The organism is Cupriavidus sp. MPR-AND1C, assembly GCF_058809705.1.
Window position 1 is genome coordinate 22,471 of sequence record NZ_JBXASU010000089.1, and the last position, 6,091, is coordinate 28,561.

Consider the following 6,091-nt stretch of genomic DNA (forward strand, 5'->3'; position numbering starts at 1 on the left):
GAATCGCGCAGGAGACAACATGCACTTTTACACCAGGCCCATCGGCGCAGCGCTCGCAGGCATCGCCGCCGCACTCGCCTTGACCGCCCCCGCCACCCATGCCGCCGAAGCCAGCTACCCCACCAAGACCATCACCATCATCGTGCCCGCCTCGCCCGGCGGCGCCATCGACCTGGTAGCGCGGCTGGTGGGCCAGAAGATGACCGAAGCCTGGGGCCAGTCCGTGGTGGTGGACAACCGCCCCGGCGCCACCGGCATCATCGGCACCGACCTCGTCGCCAAGAGCCCGCCGGACGGCTACATGCTGGCGCTGGTGGCCAGCAGCCACGCCATCAATCCCAGCATGGTGAAGAAGCTGCCCTTTGACACCATCAAGAGCTTCGAGCCGGTGGCGCTGACCCACGTGGTGCCGCTGATGCTGGTGGTGTCCCCTTCCCTGCCTGTGACGTCGGTCAAGGAACTGATCGCCTACGGCAAGGCCAACCCGGGCAAGCTGTCGTTCGCGTCCAGCGGCTCGGGCGGCGCGCCGCATTTCTCGGGCGAGCTGTTCAAGAGCATGACGGGCATCGACATGATCCACATCCCGTACAAGGGCAGCACGCTGGCCCATCCGGACCTGACCAGCGGGCGCGTGTCGCTGATGTTCGACACCGTTGCCGCCATCGGGCCGCAGGTCAAGGGTGGCAAGGTGCGCCCGCTGGCGGTGACGACGGCCAAGCGCTCATCGGCCGCGCCGCAGGTGCCGACCATGGCGCAGGCTGGCCTGCCCGGCTATGAGACCAGCACCTGGGGCGGCGTGCTGGCCCCGGCCGGCACCCCCAAGGCGGTGGTGGACAAGCTCAACGCCGAGATCAACAAGGCGCTGGCTTCGCCCGACGTGCGCGAGCGCCTGCAGAACGCCGGCATAGAACCCGCGGGCGGCACGCCCGCGCAATTCGCCGGTTTCCTGCAGGTGGAAATGGGCAAATGGGCCAAGGTGGCCAAGGACGCGGGCATCCAGCCCGAGTGAGCTGCCACCTGGCAGCCACCAACCCATGCATGCCGGCGCCATGGCGCCCGGCCATCAAGCTGTATTTTCGGAGACAAGACATGCGCTCGCTCTACACCCCCACGCTTGGCCGCCGCGCGGCCCTGATTGCCCTGGCCACCCTGGCCACGGGCGCCTGGCTGCCCGCCGCGCAGGCCCAGCCCGGCGCGGCCTGGCCGACCAAGCCGGTGACCATCATCCTGCCGTTCGCCCCGGGCGGCGGCACTGACGTGGGCACCCGCCTGGTGGCGCTGCGGCTCTCGCAACTCTGGGGCCAGCCGGTACTGGTGGACAACCGCCCCGGCGCGGCCGGCAATGTCGGCCTGGACATCGTGTCCCGCGCCAAGCCGGATGGCTACACGCTGGTGGCGGGCAATGTCGGCACGCAATCGATCAATCCCTCGCTTTACAAGAAGCTCAACTATGACCCGGCCGCCTTCGTGCCGATCAGCCTGATGGCGGAGTTGCCCTTTGCGCTGGTGGTAACGCCCAAGCTGCCGGCCAGGAACCCGAAGGAACTGGTGGCGCTGGCCAAGGCGCAGCCCGGCAAGCTGACCTATGCCAGCTCGGGCAGCGGCGGCTCGCCGCATCTGTCGGCCGAGATCTTCAAGGTAGCAACCGGCACGGACCTGCTGCATGTGCCCTACAAGGGCGGCGGCGCGGCCATGACGGACCTGATGGCGGGTAATGTCGACATGCTGTTCGCCTCGATCCTGGAAACCGCCGGCCATGTGAAATCCGGCAAGCTGCGCGCGCTGGCCGTGACCAGCAAGGTCCGCTCGCCCGCGCTGCCGGACGTGCCGACGCTGGCGGAGGCGGGCATCGCCGGCGCCGAGTCGGGGTCGTGGGTCGGCCTGCTGGCGCCGGCCGGCACGCCCAAGGACATCGTTGACAAGATCGCCGCCGGCGTGAAGGAAGTGGTGGCGATGCCGGCGGTGAAGGAGCAACTGATCGCGCAAGGCGCCATTCCCGTGGGCAGCACGCCCGCGCAGTTCGCCGACCTGATTGCCACGGACCGCAAGCGCTACGCCAAGATCATCCATGACAACAAGCTCAGCGCGGACTGAATCCAGCACCGCCGCACCACCGTCACCATCACCATCACCATCACCATCACCATTTGGACCTCTTCTCATGAAACCACGCCTTGCCCAGCACGGACGCCTGCCCGCCGCGCTGGAAGCCAGCCTCGCCGAGCACTACGACGTGCACCCGCTGTGGGCCGAGACCGATCCCGCCACCTTCCTCGCCAGCCACGGCGGCGAGTTCGCCGCGCTGACCACGCGCGCCGCGATCGGCATTGACGCTGCGATGATCGCGGCCATGCCAAAGCTGAAGGTCATCTCCAGCTTTGGCGTGGGCCTCGACAAGATCGATCTGGACGCCGCGCGCGCGCGCGGCATCGCCGTTGGCTATACACCCGACGTGCTCAACGATTGCGTGGCCGACACGGCCTTCGGCCTGCTGATGGATGTGGCGCGCGGCTTCAGCGCGGCCGACCGTTTCGTGCGGCGCGGCGAATGGCCAAAGGCGCAGTTCCCGCTCGCCACCCGCGTCAGCGGCAAGCGCATGGGCATCGTCGGCATGGGCCGCATCGGCAGCGTCATTGCACGGCGCGGCGTGGGCTTCGACATGGAAGTGCGCTACCACAGCCGCCGCCCCGCGCAGGATGCGCCCTACCGCCATGAGCCATCCCTGAGCGAGCTGGCCAGGTGGGCGGACTTCCTCGTCATTGCCACCGCCGGCGGGCCCGAAACCCAGCACCTGGTGTCGGCCGAGGTACTCGAGGCGCTGGGCCCGAACGGCTTCCTGATCAATATCGCGCGCGGCACCGTGGTCGACGAAACCGCGCTGGTGGACGCGCTGGTGCAGGGGCGCATTGCAGGCGCCGGGCTGGATGTGTTCGAGAACGAGCCGCAGGTGCCGCAGGCGCTGTTCGCGCTGGACAACGTGGTGCTGCTGCCGCATATCGCCAGCGCCACGCACGAGACGCGCAATGCGATGGCGGATCTGGTGTTTGAAAACCTGCAGAGCTTCTTTGCCAGTGGGGCGGTGAAGGCCTCGGCTGTGTAAGTCGGATCGAGCGAAAGCGGCGGCGGGCGAACGCCCCGCGCCCGCGCGCCGCTCCGGCCTCCCCCCACTGAAGTGGGGAGCTGTGTATCTCAACCGACGCTTACACGTTAGGAGAACCGCGGGGCGTGCGCCAGAGCCAGGCAGGATCCCGCGACGATAAAAAATATCCCGGGGAAAAAATCATGAGGTCATTCCAGTTGTCCGTGCTTGCTGCGTGCGCCATGACCAGCGGCTGCGCGGCCATCGTCAGCGGTACGAACCAGCTTGTCAGCGTGGAAACGCGCAAGGACGATCAGCCTGTCGAGGGCGCGAGCTGCAAGCTGGTGAACAGCAAGGGCACCTACTACGTCAACACGCCAGGCACGGTCACGATCAATCGCGCCTACGGCGACCTTAGCGTGCGCTGCGACAAACAAGAGATGGAGGCCGGACTGGCCACGGTCAAGTCCACCACCAAGGCCATGGCGTTCGGCAATATCCTGTTCGGCGGCGCGATCGGCGTGGCGGTCGATACGGCGTCGGGCGCGGCCTACGACTACCCCGAAGTCATCATGGTGCGCATGGGCACGAACTCCATCGTCAGCATCCCGACCGTGGCCGGCGGCATGGGCCATACGGAAGTGTCCCTGCCCGCGCCTTCCGGCTATGCCGACATCAACAACGTCGATGCCGTGCCCTACGCGCGAGCGCGCCGTGGCTACACCGAATACCTGGCCCGCAAGGCGCCCAAGGCCTTCGTGCTGGCGGACGGCGGCCACTATGCCTTCTGGTCGAACAACAAGGACGCCATCGAGCGTGCGATGGGGCAGTGCCGGGACAAGAAGTTCACCGCATGCCGCTTGTACGCCTACGACGACATCGTCGTGTGGCCCCGGGATGCGCGCACTACGCAGCGGGTTGCCGCGAAGGATGTGTCGCCCGGCGTCGCAGGCAACGCCGCGCCACCTGCGGGCGACACCCCTGCCCTCACAGGCGGCGCGGGCCAGCCCCTGAACCGGTGAGCGGCGCCTTCGCTCATGAGAAACCAAACTGAAGGCGGCGACTGAGCGACTGTCATGCATCCGCCCCATGGGATCGGTCTGGAGGCCCCGAGTGGCGGCGCGGCGTTTGAGGGCGAACAGCGTGGTGATTAGGGCCACACCCCCCTCCGTCGAGTGGTAGCGAGCCAGGTGTGCTTTTGCGCATACTCGCAGCTAGCAAAAAAAATAGCGCGAACGCGCATCGAGGGGTCGGATATGGAAGCAACCATTACGTTTGCGGGGTACCTGCTTGCGTTTCTGCTGGCGCTGGTCCTCGGCGCGAGAAGCGTGAACCGGCACCATCCGGCGCTGCGCCAGGAATTGCCGGTTGCCGCGGAGCCGCAGCGGCCATAAACTTGGTCCCTTGCGGCGCCCCCGCCGGCACTCAGGGTTCAGTTAGGGTTCAGCAACCGCAGCGACGTCGTCGCGTTGTCGCGTCGTCGCGTTGTCGCTTTCCCCCCGCTGCGCCAACGCCCTGAGCGGCGCAAGGCGCGGCATCCAGCCCCCCCGAGACGCTTTCCGGAGACGCCCGCCAATGCGCGATGCGCTTTGCTTCCTGTCCGCCGCCGAACTTCAAGGCCGCATCGCCCGCAAGGAAATCTCACCCGTCGAGCTCACGCAGGCCGTGCTCGACCGCGCCGCCCGGCTGCAGCCTGAGTTGAACTGCTTCATCACGCTGTGCGCCGACCAAGCCATCGCCGCCGCCCGCGAGGCGGAGCAAGCCGTGATGGCGGGCAAGCCGCTTGGGCTGCTGCACGGCATTCCCTTCACCGCGAAAGACCTCGTCAATACAAAGGGCGTGCGCACCACATTTGGCGTGGCGCCGTACCGGGACAACGTGCCGGACCACGATGCGGTGGCCATCGCCCGCCTGCGCGAGCAAGGCGCCATCCTGATCGGCAAGACCACCACGCCCGAGTTCGGCTCCAAATGCCTGACCGATTCGCCGCTGTTTGGCCGCACGCGCAATGCCTGGAGCCGCGAGCGCACCAGCGGCGGATCGAGCGGCGGCGCGGCGGTTGCCGTGGCCAGCGGCATCGCGCCGCTGGCGGTCGCAACCGATGGCGGTGGCTCCACGCGGATTCCGGCCGCTTGCAACGGCGTGGTCGGCATCAAGCAGAGCAACGGCGTGATTCCGCACAGCCAGGCGCAAGACCTGTTCGGCAACCAGACCTATGTCACGCCGACCACGCGCACGGTCGCCGATACCGGCCTGATGCTGCAGGCGATGGCCGGCGAGCATGCCTGCGACCCCTGGTCCATCGGCGTGCCCAAGCCGGACTATGTCAGCGCGGCGCGCCCGCAAGGCGACCTGCGCGGGCGCCGCATCCTTTACTGCCTGACGCCGCCGGGACGGCCGGCATCGGCGGAGGTGGCGCGGGCATTCGAGGCGAGCCTGTCCAGGCTGGCGGATCTTGGCGCGGAGCTGGAACCCTTTTCCGGCGAAGGCTTTGACGTGGAGCCGATCTGGCGCGCCATCAACCATACGGTCTGGCGCGCGCGCTTTGCCGCTATTGCCCAAGAGCACGGCGACCAGCTCAGCGCCACGTTCCTGCGGCAGGTGGCCTCCGCCGCGCAGGTCAGCGGCGTGGAGTACCAGCAAGCCATGTTCGACCGCACCAGGCTGTTCCAGCGCGTGCAGGCGCTGCTGCAGCGCGGCGATCTGCTCGCCATGCCTACGCTGACGCGCACGGCGCTGCCCATCGGGCAGGACCTGTTCGGCACCATCGACATCGACGGCGAGGCTTTCGAGAACGTGCGCGCGCACTGGTTCCCGTGGACCATGCCGTTCAACATGACGGGCCACCCCGCCATCAGCCTGCCCTGCGGCTTTGGCAGCGACGGGCTGCCGATCGGCTTCCAGCTGGTGGGCCAGTTCCGCGGCGACGCCGAATTGCTGCGCGTGTCGGCGCTGTTCGAGGCGTCGCACGGGCTGCTTGGCCAGTGGCCGCAACTGTAATCCGCGACAACC

General features: G+C 67.9%; 6 protein-coding genes. All 6 read left to right on the plus strand.

Annotated elements, in window-relative coordinates; translation table 11 throughout:
• The first annotated feature begins 19 nt into the window (after positions 1 to 19).
• The 6 genes from AC1RWI_RS31240 (at position 20) to AC1RWI_RS31265 (ending at position 6,079) form a co-directional block, all read left to right on the plus strand.
• Complete coding sequence (locus AC1RWI_RS31240; protein ID WP_052495140.1) at positions 20 to 1,009, plus strand: tripartite tricarboxylate transporter substrate binding protein; 990 nt, start codon at positions 20 to 22, stop codon at positions 1,007 to 1,009.
• Positions 1,010 to 1,089: 80 nt separating this feature from the next.
• Positions 1,090 to 2,094: a Bug family tripartite tricarboxylate transporter substrate binding protein gene (locus AC1RWI_RS31245; protein WP_492870252.1), complete on the plus strand. Its 1,005-nt coding sequence runs from the start codon at positions 1,090 to 1,092 to the stop codon at positions 2,092 to 2,094.
• A 67-nt stretch (positions 2,095 to 2,161) separates the two neighbouring features.
• Positions 2,162 to 3,100: a 2-hydroxyacid dehydrogenase gene (locus tag AC1RWI_RS31250; protein WP_492870253.1), complete on the plus strand. Its 939-nt coding sequence runs from the start codon at positions 2,162 to 2,164 to the stop codon at positions 3,098 to 3,100.
• 182 nt (positions 3,101 to 3,282) lie between these two features.
• The gene (locus AC1RWI_RS31255) at positions 3,283 to 4,101 is read left to right on the plus strand and encodes a hypothetical protein (protein WP_492870255.1); all 819 of its coding nucleotides are present in this window, start codon (positions 3,283 to 3,285) and stop codon (positions 4,099 to 4,101) included.
• Between the two features lie 234 nt (positions 4,102 to 4,335).
• Positions 4,336 to 4,473, plus strand: coding sequence for a hypothetical protein (locus tag AC1RWI_RS31260; protein ID WP_158408334.1), 138 nt, complete (start codon positions 4,336 to 4,338; stop codon positions 4,471 to 4,473).
• Positions 4,474 to 4,654: 181 nt separating this feature from the next.
• Positions 4,655 to 6,079, plus strand: a complete 1,425-nt coding sequence (locus tag AC1RWI_RS31265) for an amidase (protein WP_492870257.1) — start codon at positions 4,655 to 4,657, stop codon at positions 6,077 to 6,079.
• The last annotated feature ends 12 nt before the right edge of the window (positions 6,080 to 6,091 follow it).

Bases quoted from the DNA above. Each gene is read 5' to 3' on its own strand.
- AC1RWI_RS31245 (WP_492870252.1), top strand. From the start codon at position 1,090: ATGCGCTCGCTCTACACCCCCACGCTTGGCCGCCGCGCGGCCCTGATT.
- AC1RWI_RS31250 (WP_492870253.1), top strand. From the start codon at position 2,162: ATGAAACCACGCCTTGCCCAGCACGGACGCCTGCCCGCCGCGCTGGAA.
- AC1RWI_RS31240 (WP_052495140.1), top strand. From the start codon at position 20: ATGCACTTTTACACCAGGCCCATCGGCGCAGCGCTCGCAGGCATCGCC.
- AC1RWI_RS31255 (WP_492870255.1), top strand. From the start codon at position 3,283: ATGAGGTCATTCCAGTTGTCCGTGCTTGCTGCGTGCGCCATGACCAGC.
- AC1RWI_RS31265 (WP_492870257.1), top strand. From the start codon at position 4,655: ATGCGCGATGCGCTTTGCTTCCTGTCCGCCGCCGAACTTCAAGGCCGC.
- AC1RWI_RS31260 (WP_158408334.1), top strand. From the start codon at position 4,336: ATGGAAGCAACCATTACGTTTGCGGGGTACCTGCTTGCGTTTCTGCTG.